The organism is Carboxydothermus ferrireducens DSM 11255 (assembly GCF_000427565.1).
GTDB lineage: Bacteria > Bacillota > Z-2901 > Carboxydothermales > Carboxydothermaceae > Carboxydothermus > Carboxydothermus hydrogenoformans.
Genome location: NZ_KE386561.1, coordinates 43,457 through 64,115, shown reverse-complemented (window position 1 = coordinate 64,115; position 20,659 = coordinate 43,457). Strand labels below are relative to the sequence as shown.

26 protein-coding genes are annotated in these 20,659 nt (G+C 40.1%); 2 read left to right on the top strand and 24 right to left on the bottom strand.

Annotation, left to right across the window (positions count from 1 at the left end; genetic code table 11):
• Both CARFE_RS0112860 and CARFE_RS0112855 read left to right on the top strand, forming a co-directional pair.
• Complete coding sequence (locus tag CARFE_RS0112860; protein WP_028053024.1) at nt 1-1,101, top strand: acyl-CoA dehydratase activase-related protein; 1,101 nt, start codon at nt 1-3, stop codon at nt 1,099-1,101.
• 14 nt (nt 1,102-1,115) lie between these two features.
• Nucleotides 1,116-2,066 (top strand): acyl-CoA dehydratase activase, encoded by a 951-nt coding sequence (locus CARFE_RS0112855; RefSeq protein WP_011344318.1) that lies wholly within the window; start codon nt 1,116-1,118, stop codon nt 2,064-2,066.
• On the opposite strand, the gene CARFE_RS0112850 is transcribed toward CARFE_RS0112855, so the two are convergent.
• From CARFE_RS0112850 to ylxM, 24 genes are all read right to left on the bottom strand, one after another.
• A complete protein-coding gene (locus CARFE_RS0112850) occupies nt 2,020-3,486 on the bottom strand; it encodes a sensor histidine kinase (protein ID WP_028053023.1) in 1,467 nt (488 codons plus the stop codon). The two genes, CARFE_RS0112855 and CARFE_RS0112850, sit on opposite strands and share 47 nt — an antisense overlap.
• A complete protein-coding gene (locus CARFE_RS0112845) occupies nt 3,479-4,165 on the bottom strand; it encodes a response regulator transcription factor (protein ID WP_011344320.1) in 687 nt (228 codons plus the stop codon). Before CARFE_RS0112845 ends, CARFE_RS0112850 begins: the two co-directional genes overlap by 8 nt.
• A gap of 107 nt (nt 4,166-4,272) precedes the next feature.
• Complete coding sequence (locus CARFE_RS0112840) at nt 4,273-4,629, bottom strand: YraN family protein (protein WP_028053022.1); 357 nt, start codon at nt 4,627-4,629, stop codon at nt 4,273-4,275.
• 44 nt (nt 4,630-4,673) lie between these two features.
• Nucleotides 4,674-6,104, bottom strand: coding sequence for an NADH-quinone oxidoreductase subunit N (locus CARFE_RS0112835; RefSeq protein ID WP_028053021.1), 1,431 nt, complete (start codon nt 6,102-6,104; stop codon nt 4,674-4,676).
• Entirely contained in the window at nt 6,105-7,625 is a 1,521-nt protein-coding gene (locus CARFE_RS0112830; RefSeq protein ID WP_028053020.1) for a complex I subunit 4 family protein, read from the bottom strand.
• Nucleotides 7,625-9,556 carry an NADH-quinone oxidoreductase subunit L gene (nuoL, locus tag CARFE_RS0112825; protein ID WP_028053019.1) on the bottom strand — a complete coding sequence of 644 codons (1,932 nt, stop codon included), beginning with the start codon at nt 9,554-9,556 and terminating at the stop codon, nt 7,625-7,627. The genes CARFE_RS0112830 and nuoL overlap by 1 nt, the downstream gene beginning before the upstream one ends.
• A gap of 22 nt (nt 9,557-9,578) precedes the next feature.
• On the bottom strand, nt 9,579-9,887 hold the full coding sequence (nuoK, locus tag CARFE_RS0112820) for an NADH-quinone oxidoreductase subunit NuoK (protein WP_011344325.1): 309 nt from the start codon (nt 9,885-9,887) through the stop codon (nt 9,579-9,581).
• Nucleotides 9,884-10,393 carry an NADH-quinone oxidoreductase subunit J family protein gene (locus CARFE_RS0112815; protein WP_011344326.1) on the bottom strand — a complete coding sequence of 170 codons (510 nt, stop codon included), beginning with the start codon at nt 10,391-10,393 and terminating at the stop codon, nt 9,884-9,886. The genes nuoK and CARFE_RS0112815 overlap by 4 nt, the downstream gene beginning before the upstream one ends.
• Nucleotides 10,386-10,808 (bottom strand): NuoI/complex I 23 kDa subunit family protein, encoded by a 423-nt coding sequence (locus tag CARFE_RS0112810; protein WP_011344327.1) that lies wholly within the window; start codon nt 10,806-10,808, stop codon nt 10,386-10,388. Before CARFE_RS0112810 ends, CARFE_RS0112815 begins: the two co-directional genes overlap by 8 nt.
• 5 nt (nt 10,809-10,813) lie before the next feature.
• Nucleotides 10,814-11,866, bottom strand: coding sequence for an NADH-quinone oxidoreductase subunit NuoH (gene nuoH / locus CARFE_RS0112805; RefSeq protein ID WP_028053018.1), 1,053 nt, complete (start codon nt 11,864-11,866; stop codon nt 10,814-10,816).
• A gap of 23 nt (nt 11,867-11,889) precedes the next feature.
• Nucleotides 11,890-12,987, bottom strand: a complete 1,098-nt coding sequence (locus CARFE_RS0112800) for an NADH-quinone oxidoreductase subunit D (RefSeq protein ID WP_011344329.1) — start codon at nt 12,985-12,987, stop codon at nt 11,890-11,892.
• Between the two features lie 12 nt (nt 12,988-12,999).
• Nucleotides 13,000-13,431, bottom strand: a complete 432-nt coding sequence (locus CARFE_RS0112795; RefSeq protein WP_028053017.1) for an NADH-quinone oxidoreductase subunit C — start codon at nt 13,429-13,431, stop codon at nt 13,000-13,002.
• Nucleotides 13,431-13,931 carry an NADH-quinone oxidoreductase subunit B gene (locus tag CARFE_RS0112790; RefSeq protein WP_011344331.1) on the bottom strand — a complete coding sequence of 167 codons (501 nt, stop codon included), beginning with the start codon at nt 13,929-13,931 and terminating at the stop codon, nt 13,431-13,433. Before CARFE_RS0112790 ends, CARFE_RS0112795 begins: the two co-directional genes overlap by 1 nt.
• Nucleotides 13,922-14,278, bottom strand: coding sequence for an NADH-quinone oxidoreductase subunit A (locus CARFE_RS0112785; protein ID WP_011344332.1), 357 nt, complete (start codon nt 14,276-14,278; stop codon nt 13,922-13,924). Before CARFE_RS0112785 ends, CARFE_RS0112790 begins: the two co-directional genes overlap by 10 nt.
• Nucleotides 14,279-14,358: 80 nt before the next feature.
• Nucleotides 14,359-15,012 carry a ribonuclease HII gene (locus CARFE_RS15230; protein WP_049752085.1) on the bottom strand — a complete coding sequence of 218 codons (654 nt, stop codon included), beginning with the start codon at nt 15,010-15,012 and terminating at the stop codon, nt 14,359-14,361.
• 87 nt (nt 15,013-15,099) lie between these two features.
• Entirely contained in the window at nt 15,100-15,930 is an 831-nt protein-coding gene (gene ylqF / locus CARFE_RS0112775) for a ribosome biogenesis GTPase YlqF (RefSeq protein ID WP_034542151.1), read from the bottom strand.
• A 74-nt stretch (nt 15,931-16,004) separates the two neighbouring features.
• Nucleotides 16,005-16,346 (bottom strand): 50S ribosomal protein L19, encoded by a 342-nt coding sequence (rplS, locus tag CARFE_RS0112770; protein ID WP_011344335.1) that lies wholly within the window; start codon nt 16,344-16,346, stop codon nt 16,005-16,007.
• A 101-nt stretch (nt 16,347-16,447) separates the two neighbouring features.
• On the bottom strand, nt 16,448-17,020 hold the full coding sequence (locus CARFE_RS0112765; RefSeq protein WP_028053015.1) for an RNA methyltransferase: 573 nt from the start codon (nt 17,018-17,020) through the stop codon (nt 16,448-16,450).
• A 2-nt stretch (nt 17,021-17,022) separates the two neighbouring features.
• A complete protein-coding gene (gene trmD, locus CARFE_RS0112760; protein WP_028053014.1) occupies nt 17,023-17,784 on the bottom strand; it encodes a tRNA (guanosine(37)-N1)-methyltransferase TrmD in 762 nt (253 codons plus the stop codon).
• Nucleotides 17,784-18,302, bottom strand: coding sequence for a ribosome maturation factor RimM (gene rimM, locus CARFE_RS0112755; RefSeq protein WP_028053013.1), 519 nt, complete (start codon nt 18,300-18,302; stop codon nt 17,784-17,786). The genes trmD and rimM overlap by 1 nt, the downstream gene beginning before the upstream one ends.
• Nucleotides 18,303-18,343: 41 nt before the next feature.
• On the bottom strand, nt 18,344-18,571 hold the full coding sequence (locus tag CARFE_RS0112750) for a KH domain-containing protein (RefSeq protein WP_028053012.1): 228 nt from the start codon (nt 18,569-18,571) through the stop codon (nt 18,344-18,346).
• An 18-nt stretch (nt 18,572-18,589) separates the two neighbouring features.
• Entirely contained in the window at nt 18,590-18,850 is a 261-nt protein-coding gene (gene rpsP / locus CARFE_RS0112745; protein WP_011344340.1) for a 30S ribosomal protein S16, read from the bottom strand.
• A 36-nt stretch (nt 18,851-18,886) separates the two neighbouring features.
• Nucleotides 18,887-20,227 (bottom strand): signal recognition particle protein, encoded by a 1,341-nt coding sequence (gene ffh, locus CARFE_RS0112740; RefSeq protein WP_028053011.1) that lies wholly within the window; start codon nt 20,225-20,227, stop codon nt 18,887-18,889.
• 14 nt (nt 20,228-20,241) lie between these two features.
• On the bottom strand, nt 20,242-20,583 hold the full coding sequence (gene ylxM, locus CARFE_RS0112735) for a YlxM family DNA-binding protein (protein ID WP_028053010.1): 342 nt from the start codon (nt 20,581-20,583) through the stop codon (nt 20,242-20,244).
• Nucleotides 20,584-20,659: the final 76 nt, after the last annotated feature.

The following is a 20,659-nucleotide window of genomic DNA, read 5'->3' as shown; positions in this document are numbered from 1 at the left end:
ATGAAAACTCTAAGAATTACTTTCCCTTACATGGGAAACTATGTCCACGCTTTTCGCGGGTTGTTAGAAGATTTGGGTTATGAAGTGGTAATGCCAGTAAAACCTTCCAAGCGAACCTTAGATTTAGGAGTTAAATATGCACCGGAGTTTTCCTGCCTTCCCTACAAAATTGTACTTGGTACCTACTTGGAAACACTACCAAAAGGCGTTGACCGCATTGTTACCAGCGGTGGTGTCGGGCCCTGTCGAGCCGGTTTGTATGCCAGCCTGCACGAAAAGATTTTAAAAAAAATGGGTTATAACGTTGAATTTATTGTGTTGGAACCACCACTTGTTGATTTAAAAGGTTTTTACAAGACGGTACAGAAGTTAAATTACAAAAACTACTCTTTATGGTACATATATAAAGCAATTAAACGAAATTGGCGGAAAATAAAGGCACTGGATACCATTGAACAAAAAGCCTTATTTTTAAGACCCCGGGAACTTAAAAAAGGTAGTGTTTCAGCAAAGTACAAAGAAGTCCTGCAGTATGTCATAAATGCCTATTCCGAAAAGGAAATTGCTGAAGCGGAGCAAGAAGCTTTAAAACAGTTGGATAAAATTCCCGTGGATTTAGAAAAATTAGTGGTTAAAGTCGGAATGGTGGGCGAAATTTACGTTTTACTTGAACCAAGCAGTAACTTTGAAATTGAAGAAACCATCGGCCACTTAGGGGCAGAAGTTAAGCGTTCTATGTTTTTAACCGGGTGGACCCGGGATAATACCTTACCCGGAAAAAGCGAAGAGTTAGTCAGTGTTAAAGCCGCAGCACAACCTTATCTTCCAGAATTAATCGGTGGCCACGGTCAGGATTCGATTGGAAACGCCATTCTTTATATAAAACAAGGATTTGATGGCTTAATTCAACTTGCTCCTTTCACCTGTATTCCGGAAATTGTGGCCCGAACCATCTTAACCAAAATTAGTCAAGAACATAATTTCCCGATTTTAACCTTTTTCTTGGACGAGCAAACGGGCAAAGCCGGAATGGAAACCCGTTTAGAAGCATTTATTGACCTTTTAAAAAGAAAAAAACTTCAAAAACTTAGCAAAAGCTAAAGGGGGCAAGATAAATGGACCTATATCTTGGAATTGATGTGGGCTCGGTAAGTACAAATCTTGTTTTAATTGATGAAGAAAATAATGTTCATGAAAGCTTATATTTAAGGACCAGAGGACAACCAATTCGAGTAATAAAGGAAGGAATGCAAATCCTTAAAGAAAAATATGAAAATAAAGTAACAATAAAAGGAGTCGGTACTACAGGAAGCGGTCGCTATTTAGCCGGCGTTATCGTTGGCGCCGATATAGTTAAAAATGAAATTACGGCTCATGCCATAGCTACCACCACTTTTGTCCCCGAGGTCCAGACAATAATTGAAATAGGCGGACAGGACTCAAAAATAATAATCATCCGGGATGGCGTAGTAACTGATTTTGCTATGAATACCGTTTGCGCTGCGGGTACCGGTTCTTTCTTGGACCAGCAGGCGTCCCGTTTAAATATTCCCATTGAACAGTTTGGAGAATTAGCCTTAAAATCTACCGTCCCGGTGCGTATCGCCGGTCGCTGTACGGTATTTGCAGAATCGGATATGATCCATAAACAGCAATTAGGATACAAAATCGAAGATATCATCAATGGATTATGTGAAGCTTTAGTAAGAAACTACTTAAACAACGTTGGGAAAAATAAAGAAATCCTTCCCCCCATCGTTTTCCAGGGAGGCGTTGCCGCCAACCGTGGTATTCGGGAGGCGTTTGCCCGCGCTTTAGGGCAGGACATTATCGTACCAAAACATTATAATGTTATGGGAGCAATAGGAGCTGCAATTTTAGCCAGGGAAGCAACCAACGGTCAAAAAACCAACTTTAAAGGTTTTGCTATTGCCGATTATAATTACGAAACTCGCAGTTTTGAATGTACTTACTGTCCCAACCATTGCGAAATCGCCGAAATTTCCGAGGAAGGAAAAGTTATTGGTCGTTGGGGAGGTCGTTGTCCGCGCTGGGAGGTAATTTAGGTAAAACCACTGTAAATTTTGCCCCCCCTTCGGGATTATTCCGGGCAAAGATTTGCCCCCCATGGGCTTCCACAATCGATTTCGTTATGGCCAATCCAAGCCCGAAGCCTTTACTGCTTCGGGCTTTGTCTACTTTATAAAACCTTTCAAATATTTTTTCCAAATCTTGCTCCGGAATCCCTGGACCGGAATCCTTGACGTGTATTTGGTAATCTTTTTCCCCTTCAATAACTTCAAACTTCACCTTACCTCCTGCTGGAGTGAATTTCAAGGCATTGCTTAAGAGATTTCCTACCACTCGTAAAAGCTTGCTTCTATCGCCAACAACCTTTCCATCCTGAACATTTACTTCCAGCTCAAGTTCGATTCCTTTTTCGAAAAATTGGGTTTTAAATGCATTAAAACAATCCTGGGCAAAATTAGCTAAATCTATTTTTTCAAATTTTAGTTTTTCTCTCCCCTCTTCAATACTGGCTAAATCTAAAAGCTCATTTGCCATAGCTTTTAGTCTTTCTGCTTCCTGTAAAATATTTTTTAAGTGCTCTTCTCGTATTTTTTCATCTGTTACTATACCATCTAAAAGTGCCTCGGTATAGCCCTGTATAATAGTTAAAGGAGTTCGTAACTCGTGGGAAACATTTGCCAAAAACTCACGGCGATTTTGTTCTCTTTTATTATAAGCAATTATATATTTTTCTAACTGAGCAGCCATTTGGTTTATCGTTTGGACTATGTCCCCCAACTCATCCTTACCTTGATAGGAAATCCGGTGACTAAAATCTCTATTGGCAATTTTTTGGGCGGCAGTTTTGATTTGCACCAGCGGTTTTGTAATGGACGTGGATAACCAAAAGGCCAAAATCGTTGCCAAAATAATCCCGATAATTGTGGAAAAAATATTAATTTTAATTAGCTCAAAAAAATTACCACTAATTTCTTTAACCGGTGCCTGAAGTAAAATGGCAAATAACACTCGATCTTGTAATACCACCGGAACTCCCGTAAATAAAACATCCTGTTTTAATAGCTTACTCTCTACTCTAACCGCAACTTTTTTCCCGGAAAGTAAATTTTTTACCAGCTCCTGCGGAATAATATCGGCAGCCCACATTTGACAGCTATTTTGGGGAAAACCGGCGCGACCGGTACAAATTATTACTCTACCTACAGCATCGGTCAATGTAATATTAGCATTTAAATAGCTTCCCATAATCTCCATTTGATGAAATATTTTTTCTATATCTCTTTCGGCCACTATATATTCAGCAAGTTTTTCACCCGCTCGAAATAAGTTTTCCTGTTGCTGCGAAAAATATTTTTGCCCCATATAAATAGTAGTGGTCCATAAAATAGAACTGGTGGCGGCAACCACCAGCAATACTAATGCAAGCCAAAATTTTAATTTAAGGGAATTAATCACCGTTTTTCACCTCAAACTTGTAACCTACTCCCCAAACAGTTTTGATATAGGAAGCTGCCTCTTGCAACTTTTCCCGCAAACGGGTAACGTGAGTATCAACCGTTCGGGCTTCGCCAAAATAATCATATCCCCAAACATTGGCAAGCAACTGTTCCCGCGAAAGAGCTTTCCCTCGATTAGTAACCAAATATAAAAGAAGATCAAACTCTAATGGTGTTAACACTACTTCTTCTCCATTAACCTTTACTTCTCTGGCCTCCGGATGAATTTCTAAAATACCCTGCTTTATAACCGAACTCGCCTCTTTTTCTGGGATACCAGAACTCCTCCGTAAAACCGCTTTTACCCGGGCAACCACTTCCCTCGGACTAAACGGTTTTACCACATAATCGTCAGCACCAATCTCTAAGCCTAAAATTTTGTCAATCTCTTCTCCCCGCGCGGTCAGCATGATTATAGGAACCAGCGAGGTTTTACGTATTTCTTTGGCAATCTCCATCCCATCAATCTCCGGAAGCATCAAATCAAGAATAATTAAATCTATTTTATGCTCGGAAAAACGCTTTAATGCCTCTTTTCCATCCTGAGCTTCCAAAACCAGAAAACCTTCCTTTTCAAGATAAAGCCGCAATACTTCCCGGATCTTTTCTTCATCATCCACCAGAAGTATTGTTTTCATTTTATTTAAAACCTCCCTTTCAGCAACTTCTGCTTTCATTATAACATAATCCGGATATTATTTACCTCAGTTTCTCTTCCACGTAATTTCTATTATTTTCCTTCTACTTAAAAGTCCAAGACGTTTTGGTAATGTTTTACAAAATATCTATTTTCTTTTTGTTCGATACCAATAAAATCAACTCGCGGTTGCAGATGATATAAAAAATTTTCATGAATATAAACCTTTATTGCTTTTTTTAAGGCCGCTTTCTTTTTCTTATTTACCGTTTCTGAGGGAGTACCAAAAGAAATATCCGAACGAAATCTTACCTCAATAAAAACCAGAAACTCACCATCTTGAGCAACAATATCTATTTCCCCACCGCGAATTTGATAATTTCGCGTAAGAATTTTATATCCTTTTTTTCTTAAATACTGTTCCGCCAACTCTTCCCATTTTTGCCCTAACTCTCTTCGATTCATTTTTCCCTCCAGTAGTAAAAAACGGAAAGCCAAAAGGCTTTCCGTTACTTCATGAAAATCATGGCAGCTTGTTGAGCAATTTTAGCCAGCGGAGTTGGGTAAACCCCCAAAACAATTGTTACCGCCATAGTTATTAATAGGGTAAAGTAAATGGAATTGGGAAGAGTTATTGGAGTTTGGTCTTCGGGTTCATCCCGGTATACCACTAAAACCACCCTTAAGTAATAATAGACGGAAACCATGCTCATAATTAAGGCCAACAAAGCAAGCCAACCCCAGTTCTTAATAATGGGGTAGAACAGGTAAAACTTACCGGCAAATCCTGCCAGAGGAGGTATTCCCGCCATAGATAGGAGGGAAACAACCAAAACCGCCGCCATTATTGGTGAACGTTGGGAAAGGCCTGCAAAATCGCGAATTTCTTCCTTTCCAGTTACATTTTCATATACTGTAACTACCGTAAAAGCTCCAATTGTTGCAATAAGATACACACTTAAGTAAAACATTATAGCCTTAAAGCCAGCAAAATCCGCTGCCAAAAACCCAACTAAAATATACCCTGCTTGAGCAATACTGGAGTAGGCCAACATTCTCTTTAAATTGGTTTGTGGAATGGCAACCAAGTTACCTACAACCATTGTTAACGCTGCTAACGTTGCCAATAAACCTACCCAGTGTTCTCTAATTCCCGGAAATGCCAAGTAGAAAAACCTAAAGAATATGGCAAAAGATGCCGCTTTGGAACCGGTAGCCAAAAAAGCAGTAACCGGTGTCGGAGCTCCTTGATAGACATCAGGAGCCCACATGTGAAAGGGCACCGCCGATATTTTAAAGGCAAAACCGGCAAGAACAAAAACCATAGCTAAAACAAAGGTCGGACTTATTCCATTATTTGTTACAATTGCCGCAATATCCACAATATTTAACGTTCTGGTTAGTCCATAGAACAACGATAAACCGTACAGTAAAATCGCCGAGGAAACCCCTGCCAAAATTAAATATTTTATTCCGGCTTCGGCTCCAATTGCCGATTCCCGCTTATAAGCGGCAAGAATAATAAAGGTAATTGTCATTAGCTCCAGACCCAGGTAAAGCGTCAGAAAGTCCGTTGCTGAAACTAAAATCATCATACCCAAGACAGCAAACACTGCAAAGACGAAAAATTCACTGTAATAACCGATCTTTTCCATATATCTTGGAGCAATGGCTGTAACAAAAACACCAGCTAACAAAGACAAAGCTTTAAAGAAAATAGCAACTTTGTCAACCTGATACATTCCTTCAATTGCCATTCCGGTATGTTTCCAGGCAATGGGCATGTAAAGGAAGATTCCCAATAAACCAATAGTGGTAAGATAGCCTATACCTTTTTGCAGATTGCGGGGGGTAATTAAAGCTAATACAAAGAGTAATATCCCCAGGGATAAAACTAAAATTTCCGGAATCAGCAAGAGATAATTGATATTAACACTCATTTAAAACTTCCCCCCTATCGCCATTGTTGCACCAAGTTTGGCCAAGATAGGAGCGACACCGCTATTAACCATATCCATGATTAAAAACGGTAGCACGCCACCAGCAATTAAGACAAAACCTAAAACGACCAAAGGAACCAGTTCGGCACCTTGGATATCTTTTAAATGGTCGTACTCCTCCCGACGAGGCCCAAATAGAGTATAAGCCAAGGCACGTAATACATAAAGAGCAGTTATGATAACCCCGGCAATAGCAATTACCGCCAGGAACTTAGGAATCATTGCTTCGTTTTTCCAGATTCCAACAAAAACCGTAAATTCCGGTACAAAGCTAATTAACCCCGGTAGTCCGAGGGAAGCCATACCGGCCATAACTAAGCCTATAGCTAACTTAGGCGTTTGATGGGCAAGGCCACCTAAGTCAGGTATATAGCGGGTATGAGTTTTTTCGTAAACAAAACCGATCATCGAGAAGAAGAGAGCGGCCATCACACCATGGGCAAACATATTGGCAACAGCCCCGTTTATTCCAATGATGTTTAATGAGGCGATTCCCAAAAGCACGTATCCCATGTGGCTTACCGAAGAGTACCCAACGACGTATTTTAAATCCTTTTGAGCTAAGGCAATTAAAGCCGCATAGGCAACGTTAACCGTTGCCAGGATCGCAATAATCGGCGCCCAGTATTTTGCACCTTCCGGCAGTAAATAAAGGGCAATCCTGATCAAACCGTAACCGCCTATCTTTTTCAAGACCCCGGCGTGAATCATCGATACTGCCGTTGGTGCTCCGGCATAACCATCGGGCGACCAGGAATGAAATGGCCACATCGATAAAAGAGAACCAAAGCCAAAGAGTAAAAAGGGAAAGATTGTTATTTGAAAATCTTTGGGAAAAGCAACTTTTCCTAATGCTTCAATATTCATTGTTGGATATCCCAGCAAATCACTGCTCTTTACAAAAATTGATATTAAACCAAAAAGGAGAAAGGCACTACCTATTAAAAGGTAAATAGTAAGCTTCATACCGGCATATTCTTTTGTAACTCGCTTGGAACTTCCCCAAATTACAACCATGATATAAATTGGAATAACCACAACTTCGTAGAACAACAAGAAAATAAACAAATCCTGGGCTATAAAGGTACCCATAACACCGGCAATTAATAGTAAAAACAGCACGAAAAATTCTTTGGGCCGGTTATTCACATTCCAGGATGCAAAGATAGCTGCAAATCCAAGAAGATTGGTTAACAGTAACATCGGTAAACTCAAACCATCTACCCCGAGGTAAAATTGAACCCCTAAATCCGGAACCCAGTTATACTTTTCGACAAACTGAAAGCCGCCCTTGGCTAAATCGTAGCTGAAAAAGGCAAATACTGATAAAAACAAAGCTACAAACATGGCAAAAGCTGCCACTGATTTAATCGCCTTGTGTTCATCTTTGGGAATAAAGGCAATAACTAATGCCCCAATGATCGGCGCCAAAAGGGTTGCAGTCAGTAATGGAAAATGCATTATTTCCCACCTCCCAAGAATAGCGATGCAAAGGAGGCATCACCAAAAGCAAAGTATAAAGTGATGACAACAATTACCATAAATATTACGAAGGCATAAGTTTGCAGATTTCCGGTGGTTGTATAACGCAGTACCGCTCCGGAACCACGGGTAATTGCCCCTATACCATTAACAATTCCATCAACGATATATAGGTCAAACCAGTACAAAATTTTCCCCATGCCGTCCACAACCATTTGGTTAAACCAGAGGTAGATTTCATCAATGTAATATTTGTTGTAAGAAAGCTTATAAAGAACCCCAAATTTTTCGGCAACTTTATCCGGGTCAATAGCTTTTTTCAGGTACATTAAATAGGCAAGATAGATACCGGCTAAGGCCACCAAGACAGAACTTCCCATTAAAACATAATCCGGTTCAGCATGGTGAAACTCACCCATTCTCACCCAGTAGCCAAACCCTTTTTCTAACCAGGGAAGCCCGACCCAACCCCCTACAATGGAAAAGAATGCTAAAATCAACAAAGGTATACGCATATTCCAGGGAGCTTCATGCGGATGATTCTCAGGCTTTTCCGGTCCAAAAAAGGCGGTAAAGACCTGTCTAAACATATAAAAGGCAGTCAAAAAGGCAGTTACCAGCGCTAACCAAAAAAGCGGCGTATAAATACCCGGAGCTTCATGGGCTGCTTCTTTAACTACCAGTAAAATCTCATCCTTACTCCAGAATCCTGCAAGAGGTGGTATTCCGGCAATGGCTAAAGCCCCTATGACAAAGGTCCATGTAGTCCAGGGCATCTTTTTATACAAACCACCCATTTCGTGAATATGGGCTTTTCCGTGAAGTGCATGAAGAACTGACCCGGCACCCAGGAACATTAAAGCTTTAAAGTAAGCATGGGTCATTAAATGAAACATGGAAGCGGTTAAGCTTGCTGCCCCTAAAGCTAACATCATATACCCAAGCTGGCTTATGGTAGAATAAGCAAGAATTCGCTTCATTTCCGTTTGAGTTAAAGCAATGGTTGCGGCAAAAAAGGCTGTAAAACCACCAATTATCGCCACAACATGCATCGCGGTAGGTACGGCTTTAAAGAGGAAAAGGATTCGACCTACCAGGTAAACACCTGCCACAACCATGGTGGCCGCGTGAATTAAAGCACTAACAGGTGTGGGACCTTCCATAGCATCGGGAAGCCAGACGTGTAGCGGAAACTGGCCGGATTTACCAATTGGACCCAAGAATAAAACAACCAAAACCAAGGTTAAGGTTCCCGCTGAAACATAATTCTGAAAGTTAACGGCTTTTTCCGCAAGTTCGGGAATGTTTAAGGTTCCAAAAATAAGTTGCAGAGACAATAAACCGATCAATAAACCAAAGTCCCCTACCCGGGTGGTTATAAAAGCCTTTTTAGCAGCTTCCCGGGCGGAATCTTTATAAAACCAGAAACCAATGAGCAGATATGAACAAAGACCAACTAATTCCCAGAAAACAAACATCTGCAGCAAGTTACTCGATAAAACAAGCCCCAACATTGATGCCGCAAACAACGAAAGATAAGCATAAAAACTCGAAAATCCTGGGTCTCCTTCCATGTAACCGAGGGAGTAAATTTGTACCAGTGAGGCAACCAGGGTAACTACCCACAGCATCATAGCCGAGGTAGGATCAAGCATAATCCCCACATCTATCCTAAGACCCGGCATGGAAAACCAGCGGGTTGTATAAACCATGGATTTCTCAATTAATTCGGGTTGAGTATAAACACCATATACTACAGCTACAGCTAAAACAAAGGAGGTAAGAATCATTAAAATGGAAAAGGTTGAACTTGCCTTGGGCCACGGCCACAGCAAAAGGGCTATCACCGCAAACGAGATTGCCGGGAGGAGCGGAATTAACCATGCATTGTGCATTGCAAACTCTACCATTTTTTCACCTACCCTTCAATAGCTACCATTTTAAGAAATTAAATTCATCCAAGGAAATAGTTTCTTTATTTCTGTACATAGATATTACTATACCAAGACCTACCCCAACTTCTGCAGCAGCAACCGCAATTACAAAAAGGGCCATTAACTGTCCGTAAAAACCATCAACACCTATATATTTGTTTATGGCAATTAAATTTAAATTTACGGCATTTAACATTATCTCCGTTGATACCAGTACTGTAATGGCATTTTTCTTGGAAAGAACGCCAAATAGGCCAATTGCAAACAACACCGCACTTAAAAGCATGTAATGGGCTAAGGTAATCATTTCTGCGGCTTCACCTCCAAAGCCAAGATAATGGCACCAATAAGAGCCACTAAAAGCAAGACTGCCGCAACTTCAAAGGGAATTACAAACTTCCCAAACATTAAATCAGCCAGTTTATTAATGGCCATCGGATCAACTAAAGGACGTTCGGCTAAGTTCCAGGGGGTTTTAACAACTACCCAGGATAATCCTATAAATACCAAGAAGCTGATAATTGCTCCGGGGATGGTTAAGCGGTTAAAAAGGTTGGTTTCGTGTAAATCACTTCTTTTGGTTAACATCACCGCAAAAACGACCATTATTGAGACCGCACCCGCATAAACCACCAGCTGAACTCCTGCGAGAAAACCCGCATCTAACATAAGGTAAGTTACTGCCATTAAGACAAAGGTTGCTGCTAAAAAAAGCACACTGTGAACAATGTTACGCATAAAGACAACCCCTAAAGCCGAGAAAATAAGTAAGAAAGCTACAATAGCAAAGGCTATAACCTCTCCATTAAGCATTTTCGCTCCCCTCCCCGGTCGTTATCTCCTCTCTTTTAAAAAGAGTTAATTTTATGTCTTCTATCCGGTACTTTGCTAATTCGTATTCCTGATTAAAAACAAGAGCATTAGTGGGACAGGCTTCAACACAAAGACCACAAAAGAGGCAGTATTTCATCTCCATTTCGTAGGAAGCAAGTTTTCGCTTGTTGTTTTCATCTTTAATGCTCCCCACTTTGATTACTTTATTTGGGCAAGCCTGCTGACATAACCCACAAGCAATACATTTTTCACTGTGGAGGGTAAATGAACCATGAAACCTTGGAGGCAGTTTTTCCTTGTGTTCCGGATATTCCAAAGTCACCGGTTTTTTCCATAATTCCTTAAAAGTAATTGCAAGTCCCTTTAATAAACCAGTACCATTTAACTTTGTCATTTTTATCACCACCTAATCATCCGGTAAAGATACAATCCAAAGCCCGTAATAAAAATATTGGCTAACGAGACCGGTAAAAGGAATTTCCAGGCAAAATTTAACATCTGGTCTATCCGGATCCGCAAGAAAGTCCAGCGGGTCCACATGTAAAGTGTAATCACAAAGTACATTTTGATGATAAACCAGAGCCAGGAAGGGATAAATGTCCATCCAAAGGGAGCATTCCACCCGCCTAAGAACAGGGTAGTAACCATTATTGCCCCAATCATGAAATTGGTATACTCAGCCAAGAAGAAAAGTGCAAAGTTCATGCCGCTGTATTCGGTATAAGGTCCGGAGATAATTTCCGATTCCCCTTCCACCAGGTCAAAAGGTGTTCTTTTAAACTCCGCATTTACGGCAATGAAGTATATTAAGAAACCAACCGGTTGTAAAAAGATAAACCAAACCTTTTGCTGTGCTGCAACGATATCGGAAAGCTTCATCGACCCCGCCATCATCACTACGCTTAACATTGCTAAAATTACGGGCATTTCATAGCTCAACATCTGGGCAACAGAGCGCATTGCTCCCAAAAGCGAATATTTGTTATTAGACGACCAACCTGCCATCCACAAAACAATGGTTTCAACGGAAGTAATTGCCACAAGATATAAAACCCCGAGATTTAAGTCGTATGGTACCATTCCCTTACCAAAAGGAATTACCAAAAATAGCATTACGGGAATGGTAAATATTAAAACCGGAGCTAAGAGGTACGGCCAGCGGTCAACGTTATTTGGAATAAAGATTTCTTTCGCAAATAACTTCACGGTATCGGCAACCGTTTGGAAAATTCCCCGGGGTCCAACCCGGTTAGGACCTAAGCGAGCCTGTACCCAGGCACCAAACTTCCGGTCATAGTAAATTAAAAATAAGGCGTTTAGGAATAAAAACGCTAAAACACCCACTACAGCCAGTAACATTAAAAAAACATCGGTTACCAACGGTAAAAAATGTTGACTTTCCAGCCAAGTTCTTAAACCCTTAGCCATTCCTACAAATAAATTTTCACCCATAGACTCTCTCCCCTACTGTTAAATTAACAGTCCACATCACCCAAAACAACATCAATACTTGCAAAAATGGTGATAAAGTCCGCCAATTTAGTTCCGATTAATAATTCCTTTAACATCCCAATATTGATAAATGAAGGTCTTCTTACATGCATCCGGTAAGGCTTGGTTGAACCATCACTCACCACATAGTAACCAAGAATCCCTTTGGGAGCTTCTACTTCGTGGTAAACCTCCCCCACCGGCGGTTTAATAACCTTTGGCACCTTGGCCATGATAGGACCTTCCGGAATCATCTCCAGAGCTTGTTCAATAATTTTTACCGATTGCCTGATTTCTGCCAACCTAAGATAAAAACGGTCCCAGCAGTCACCGTTAGCCCCAGTAGGTATATCAAATTCAAAACGGTCATATACGCTGTAGGGCCGATTTTTTCTTAAATCAAACTTATAGCCAGAAGCCCTTAAATTTACACCACCCCATCCCCAGGCTAACGCTTTTTCAACGGAAACCGGTGCAAGCCCTTTAGTTCTGGCAAGAAAAATCTCATTTCCCGCCAAAAGTCCTTCTTCTTCATCAACCCCATCCAGGATTTTGGGCAGGTATTCCTTTGCTTTTTCAATAAATCCTTCGGGAAGATCGTCGGCTACTCCACCTATCCGCATAAAGCTAAAGGTCATGCGGGAGCCAGTCAGCATTTCCAAAAGTTCTAACACTAACTCCCGGTCCCTGAAGGGATACATCCAGCCGGTATAACTTCCCATATCCAAAGACATACTGGCTAAAAAAACGTGGTGGCTGGCAATCCGAGATAGCTCTGTAGCAATAACCCGGATAAATTCAGCTCGTTCCGGGACTTCAATTCCCATAAGTTTTTCAATAGCCTGCACATATCCTAAATTGTAGGACATCGCACCAAGGTAATCCATACGGTCGGTATAGGGAATTACCTGGGTATAAGTACGATCTTCCGCTAATTTTTCAATTCCACGATGCAAGTAACCAACCACTGGTTCGGCATCGACAATGGTTTCACCGTCTAACTTTAAGATAATCCGAAACACCCCGTGGGTGCTTGGGTGCTGCGGACCAACGTTTATTGATATTTCCTGGGTTTTTAGCATTTAAATCCACCTCTACCTGTTGGATTGAACCTTATAATCCTTTCTTAAGGGAAAACCTTCAAAATCCTCGCCTAAAAACACCCGGGTCAAATGGGGATGATTTTCAAAAACAATCCCCATTAAATCATAAACCTCCCGCTCCTGCCAGTCAGCAGCTGGCCAGATGGAAAAAGCTGAAGGTATCCGAGGATTTTCTCTGTTAACGCTTGTTTTTACGGTAATAATGTCATAGTTGTTTAAAAAAGATTCCACGTGGTATACAATTTCAAATCTTTCCGGCGGATAATCAACGGCAGTTAAATTGGTTAAAAGTTCAAAACCCATATCTTTAATTTCCCGCAAAACGTTTAATATTTCATCCTTGTTTTTCACAATAATAGCATCGTTATTTAATTCCACATCGTACTTTCCATGCAAACGGTCATAAACCTCATTAACGTTCATTATCTTTTCACCACCCGGGGATTTTGAATCTTTCTTTTAAGTTCTAACCAGCCATAAAGAAGGGCTTCAGGCCTTGGAGGACAACCAGGTATATAAACATCCACCGGTAAAAAGGTATTTGCCCCGGGGACAACATGATAAGAATCAACAAACGGTCCGCCGGATATAGCACAGCTTCCCATCGCAATGACATATTTCGGCTCCGCCATCTGCTCGTACAACCGTAATACCAGAGGCTGCATCTTTTTGGTGATTGTACCTGCAACAATCATTAAATCCGCATGTCGCGGGGAGGGTCGCCAAACTTCATATCCAAAACGTGAAAAATCATACTTTGGTCCCCCAGCTGCCATAACTTCAATAGCACAGCAGGCAAGACCAAAGGTTAACGGCCAAAGGGAATTACCCCGAGCCCAGTTAAATACTGCATCCAAAGTAGTGAGAAAGACGTTCTTCCCAATTAATTTTTCTTCTTCGCTTTGAATAGTTTTTATTTCCATTCTAACGCCCCTTCCTTCCAGGCATACCACAAGCCTAAAACTAAGATTCCAATAAATATTACCATTTCAACAAAGGCAAACAAGCCTAAAACATTAAAACGGACAGCCCACGGGTAAAGAAATATTGTCTCCACATCAAACAAAACAAATACCAAAGCATACATAAAATAATTCCCTTTAAACTGCACCCAGGTCGGTCCAATAGTTTCCAGTCCGCATTCATAAGTCTCCCGCTTTATGAGAGACTTACTTTTGGGTGACAGTAAGTAATTTAAAACTAAAATAATTATGGATAAGAAGAAACCCGTGAGAAAAAAGATTAAAATAGCACCTTTTGGGCTTAGCACCCCTTTCCCTCCTTCCCTTTTATTGTTTATATAAAAAATACATAATACACCCATTTAATTATATTCAACATAAATATCGCTTATACCTTTTCAAACAGCTTTAATTGTCCATAAAAACTTTTTATAGGTTCAAAACTTTTACGATGAATCGGTGAAGGGCCTAAAAGCTCTAAAGCTTCCCGGTGTTCTCTTGTTAAGTACCCTTTATTTTTTTTAAAGCCGTAACCGGGAAAATCTTTATCGTACTGTTCCATAATTTTATCCCTGATAACTTTTGCCAAAATCGACGCACAGGCAACGGCAAACGAAATCTCATCGGCCTTAACCATGGATACCTGTTTACCCGAAAATCCAGTAAGCTTCAGGGCATCCAAAATTAACGCTTCGGGTTTTATACTTAAACTATCGAGGGCAGCTTTAAAGGCAAATTTTGTCGCTTGGTAGATGTTTAACCGGTCAATTAAGTCCGGCCCTACCACCGCCACCGACCAATCGGTTACCAAATTGATGATTTCCTCAAAAAGTTTTTCCCGTTTTTTCGACGAGAGTTTTTTAGAATCGTCAACCTCGGGAATATAAATCCCCGGTTTAATTACCACAATAGCAGCCACCACGGGCCCCGCTACTGGGCCGCGACCAGCTTCATCGCCCCCAGCAACCAGTTCATAACCGGAAGAAAATAGCTGGTTTTCAATTTGCAGATTAAAAGGTAAATTATTGTCTAATGTTTTCATAACCAAGGTAATATTCGCTATTTTATCGAATTTTCCCTGCAAAATTAAATTAATTTTAAAGTAATTTTAAAGTTATATTTTTCACATTTAATCCAGTGTATATTTACCTAAGAGACCCTGACGAAATTCTTTTAAAATTACCAAAGCTACTTTTTGGTAATCAATTTCCTCTCCCCGTAAAAATAAGCCTCTTCTACGCCCAATTTTTTCATAAATTTCATTAAGATTTTCCGAACCGTTTAAGTTAAATCTATTAAAAAATTCCGGTTTACGATAAGTGCACAGTATTTTTAATAGCCAATTGGCAACTTCAATAACCGGTAATACTTCGTCACTTATGGAACCAGTGGCGCCTAACTTTAAGCCAACTTCCATATCTCCCAATTTCGGCCATAAAACTCCTGGAGTATCCATTAATTCCAGTTTATCGGAAAGTTTAATCCATTGTACACCTCTCGTCACCCCCGGTTTGGCACCGGTTTTTACCGAACGCTTTAATAACCGATTGATAATGGTTGATTTACCTACATTGGGAATCCCAACCACCATTCCCCGTAAAGGCCTGGGGCGAAGCCCTTTTCCGGACCACTTTTCTTTATACTGTCCGTAAACTTTTTCGATAATGTTCCAGACCTCTTTTAAACCGCCTGTTGCTTTCGATTCAACCAAACAGTAATAAACTCCTTCTGGCCAGGGAAGTTTTTTTAAAATTTCTTCGGTTTTTTCGACATCGGCCAGATCTTTTTTATTGAACAAAACAATTCTTGGTTTATTTTTGCATATTTCTTCAATATCGGGATTTTTACTGGACAAAGGAATACGAGCATCTCTTATCTCCAAAACTACATCCACAAGTTTTACCTGAGCAAGTAAGGCTTTTTTTGTTTTGAACATGTGACCAGGATACCAATTTATCATCAAAAAGGCTTCTCCCTTCTTAAAAATTTACAAATTTACCTACAATGAAAAAAGGGACGAATCCTCGTCCCTTTTTATCGCCGCTCAGCAATTCTGGCAGCTTTACCCGTGAGCTTTCTTAAGTAGTAAAGTCTTGCCCTTCTTACCTTACCACGACGGATAACTTCAATTTTTTCAATTCGCGGGGAGTGTAAGGGAAATGTCCGCTCAACGCCAATACCGTAAGAAACCCGGCGAACGGTGAATGTGGCACTTAATCCAGAGCCTCTTTTCCTTATAACAACTCCCTCATAGGGCTGGATTCTTTCCCGGTTACCTTCAATAACTTTAAAGTAAACTTTTACAGTATCACCGGGACGAAACTCAGGAAGGTCTTTTCGTAACTGTTCTTCTTCCAAAGATTTTAGTAAATCCATTACTTTTTCCCTCCTTCCGGCACGTTCATGGAGCCCCTGTCCAGCGGAACGTTTGGTAAGCGTAAAAATTATAACATTTATTTCTTGGCCATGCAATAGCCTTATTTACAAAACCATTCTTCCCCCAAAAGGCGGTCTAAAATAATAGCTACAGCGCTTCTAACACTTAAATGGTTATAATCGGTAGGTCCGTATATCGGTTCTAAAATATAGTTAGCACTTTCCATAACCTCTCGGACCAGTCCCCACCCGGTACCAAAAAGTAAAAGGTACGGATTTTCGTCATCCTTAATCTTTTTCCTTAAAAAATTATAACTCACCGTGTTGGGATATAAGCGCGCATCAGTGCTTACAGTTAATGGTTTTTTCCCTTCAATTTTTTCTATATCAAGCATTACATCTTCTAAACTATCAACTAATTTTACAATACGAAACGCTTCCTTACGGTCTGGATTATAACTGGCCCCGTAGCCCTCCTGCCAAAAGTTCAACACTTTGTTTATTAATTGCTTCATGGTAGAGGAAGGATGCACAATATAATAATTTTTTATACCATACGTCCGCGAAGAACGCGCAATGTCATGGATATCCAGATTGGTAACCGATGTAGTAACAACTTCCAAATGCTTATTATAAACCGGGTGATGGACAAGGGCCAGGTAAACATTGCCCAAACCTATTCGCTCCTTTCTGGAATCTCATCTATTAACATCGCCAATTCAAAAAAGCCCTGCCATAAAAGAATTTTTTCTTCTTTGGTAAGCCCCCTTACTTTTAGTAAATCCCGGCGCCGAAAAAGAGTATTTAGAAGGGATTGTTTTTTTCGCCATAAATCTATTTTTTTATGATTACCCGAAAGCAAGACCTCCGGAACTTCCAGTCCTCGGAAATTTCGAGGACGGGTATAGTGAGGATACTCTAAGAGCAGGTCACTAAAACTTTCCTCCTCGGCCGATACTTCATCACCCAACACTCCGGGAACCAAACGAGCCACCGCATCGATAATTACCATAGCGGCAATTTCACCGCCGGTTAATATGTAATCACCAATCGAAATTTCTTCATCAACAATTAACTGGCGAACTCGCTCGTCAATACCTTCATAGTGACCGCAAATAAAAATTAAATGTTCCTTTTGGGAAAGCTCCCGGGCAAGCTTTTGATTAAATTTTCTTCCTTGAGGTGAAAGCATGATGGTAAATGAATTGTTCTTGGGAATTGCTTCGTATGCCTTAATTATAGGTTCAACTTTCATGACCATACCGGCACCACCACCGTAAGGTTTATCATCGGCCTGGTGATGCCGGTCAGTAGTAAAATCGCGAATATTAATGTAGTTTATTGTTATTATCCCTTTTTCTTGGGCCTTTTTTAAAATACTGCTGTTAAGGGGTCCGTAAAACATTTCAGGAAAAAGAGTTAAGATATCTATTTTCATTATTTTTTTTCCTCCAACATCCCCGGCAAAAGTTCAACCTTGATAAAACCTTCGGGTAAATTTACTTCTTTAACGAATACCTTAATAAAAGGCAGGAGCAATTCTTTATCATGGATGGTATCAATAACCAACAAATCATTAGCGGGATTTTTTAAAACCGTACGAACTACCCCTATTTTCTGGTAATTTAAATCATAAACGGTAAGGCCTTTTAATTGAAAAAGGTAAAACTCATTTTCTTTAAGCTGGACAATTTCGTTTTTTGGGATTTTCAGGTAACCAAAGATTAACTTATTTGCCTCTTTAATATCATTAATTTCCATAAATTTTACTAAAATTCGCTCGGCCTGTAATTGCACCTCTTCGATACGCAGGGGAAAAATCTCATCTTCTTTTTCCCAAAATACCCTTTCGGTATTTAAAAACCGCTGAGGATGATCGGTTAAGGGTTCTACTTTTACCCATCCATCAATCCCAAAGGTTCCAAGAACGTAGCCTATAGCAATTAAATTATTCATTTCCCATCACCTTTTAAAAAAAAGGGGCAAAAAGCCCCTTTTTATACTATCTCTAAGATTACTTTCTTTTTTTCTTTCGAAGCTGCAGCCTTAACCAGTGTTCGTAAAGCTTTAGCAATTCTACCTTGCTTACCAATAATTTTTCCCACATCTTGAGGTGCAACTTTTAATTCAATTAAGATTGCTTTTTCGCCTTCGGCAACGGTTACTACCACTTCATCCGGATTATCAACCAACGATTTTGCTAAAACCTCAACTAATCCTTTCATAAGTCCACCTCTCGGTGTCTATTTTTGCTGAAATTTTTGTAAAACCCCGGCTTTTCTAAAAAGAGCGCGGGCAGTTTCGGTTAGCTGGGCACCTTTTTTAAGCCAGTCCAGAGCTTTTTCTTCGTTAATAACTACTGCCGCCGGCTGCTTCACCGGATCATAATAACCAATCTCATCAATAACGCGGCCATCCCGCGGCGAACGGGCATCGGCCACTACCACCCGATAAAAGGGATTATTCTTTGCCCCCATTCTTTTCAAGCGTATTTTTACTGCCATTATTTCACCTCCCTTATTAGGTTTCCAATTGCTATTTTATGAAAAGAAGGGAAACTTAATTTTTTTGCCTTTTTTTAACTGTTTCTCCATACCACCAAATTGTTTCATCAATTTCTTCATCTGTTCAAATTGCTTTAACAACCGGTTAACCTCTTGAATCGAAGTTCCGCTACCTTTAGCAATACGCTTTTTTCGGCTACCATCAATAATTTCCGGCTTTCTTCTTTCTTCGGGAGTCATGGAATAAATAATAGCTTCGATGTGTTTTAGCTCTTTTTCATCAACCATCCCCGCAATATCTTTTACTTTACCCATCCCAGGAATCATTCCCAGTAATTGCTCTAACGGCCCCATCTTCTTTATTTGCTGCATGGAATCCAAAAAATCTTCTAAATCAAACTCCCTGCTTTTTAATTTTTCCTGCATTTTCTGGGCTTTTTCTGCATCTAAGGCTTCTTTAGCTTTTTCAATCAGGGTTAAAACGTCACCCATACCCAAAATACGGGAAGCCATTCGATCTGGATAAAAGGGCTCCAAGTTTTCAATTTTTTCACCCATTCCCGCAAACTTAATCGGGCATCCGGTTACAGCCTTAACCGATAAGGCTGCACCCCCTTTGGTATCCCCATCTAATTTGGTAAGAATCACCCCGGTTAAACCTAACTCATCGTTGAAACTTTTTGCCACATTTACCGCATCCTGACCGGTCATGGCGTCCACAACCAACAGTATCTCGTGGGGATGAACCACATCCTTGATTTTCTTTAGTTCATCCATCAATTCTTCATTGATGTGCAAGCGTCCTGCAGTATCAATTATGACGTAATTTTTTAAGTTTGACTTGGCAAAATTAATCGAAGCTTTGGCAATATCTACCGGTGACTGCTCTCCCATCGTAAATACCGGCACGTCAATGGAATCGCCTAAAACCTGGAGCTGTTTGATTGCCGCTGGGCGGTAAACGTCCGCAGCTACTAAAAGCGGTTTCTTCCCCTGTTTTTTTAATAAATAGGCTAACTTGGCAGCGGTAGTAGTCTTACCGGCCCCCTGCAAGCCCACAAGCATAATAATCGTTGGAGGCGAACCAGCATCATTTAATTTTGCATTGGTTTTTCCCATTAAATTTATTAATTCTTCATGAACAATTTTTATTACCTGCTGCCCTGGGGTTAAACTTTCCAGTACTTCATGACCAACTGCTTTTTCTTTTACTTTAGCAATAAAATCTTTGACTACCTGAAAATTAACATCAGCTTCCAAAAGAGCTATCCGCACTTCCCTGAGTGCCAGGTTAACATCTTCTTCGGTTAATCTTCCCTTACCTTTTAGCTTTTTAAAAACTTCCTGAAGTTTATTTGACAGGTTTTCAAAAACCATTTCATCCGCTCCCGCTAATCAAATAAATTTTTAATTTCTTCAAAATAAGGTAATAAAAGTTTATAGTTATCTTCACCCAGTAACTCTTGCATTTTCGTTAGGATATTATTATACCGGGCTATTTTTTGTTCATTTTTTCTTAATAAACCGAGTTTTTCTTCAAAAATGTTTAACTGCCGTATAGCCCGCTGTAAAATGTCATAAACTCCCTGCCGGCTTATTTTTAAATACTCGGCAATTTCCGCTAAAGACCAATTTTCGATATAATAAAGTTCAAGAATTTCCCGTTGTTTTTCGGTCAATAAACCTCCATAAAGTTCTAACAAGCTTCCGTTTCGGGCAAATTCATCAATCATTTTTTCACCTGTCAAGTATTTAACCTTTACAGTAGTATTTTATTTATATATACTTAAATTGTCAAGGAAAAAAGAA